The sequence below is a fragment of the Bradyrhizobium sp. LeoA1Lang genome (assembly GCF_055413685.1).
The window spans coordinates 1-245 of sequence record NZ_JBVAPG010000709.1; the positions used below are offsets into that span (position 1 = coordinate 1).

Annotated in this window: 1 protein-coding gene; it reads right to left on the minus strand. The window is 58.0% G+C overall.

Translation table 11 applies throughout. The features are described from left to right. Window positions 1-245: tyrosine-type recombinase/integrase (locus ACZYOF_RS45045; RefSeq protein WP_463719733.1), on the minus strand; the 245-nt coding region annotated here is incomplete at both ends.

A 245-nucleotide genomic window follows, 5' to 3' on the forward strand; every position in this document is an offset into this window, starting at 1 on the left:
GTCCAAATGGGACGAGGCGGCTCTTGTAGAATTTAGTCTCCCGGATAATGAGCAACCGCCGCTCCAGATCGACATCTTTGAGGCGCAGCCTGCAGGCCTCCCCGACGCGCAATCCCAGCCCATACAACACGGCGAACAATGCGAAATACGTGTTGCCACGCTCGATCGTACCACCATGGTTCGGGAGCGCCTTGGCAAGGGCGAGCAACCGAGTGGCTGTGTCTGTGTCGAAGATAAATGGCGTG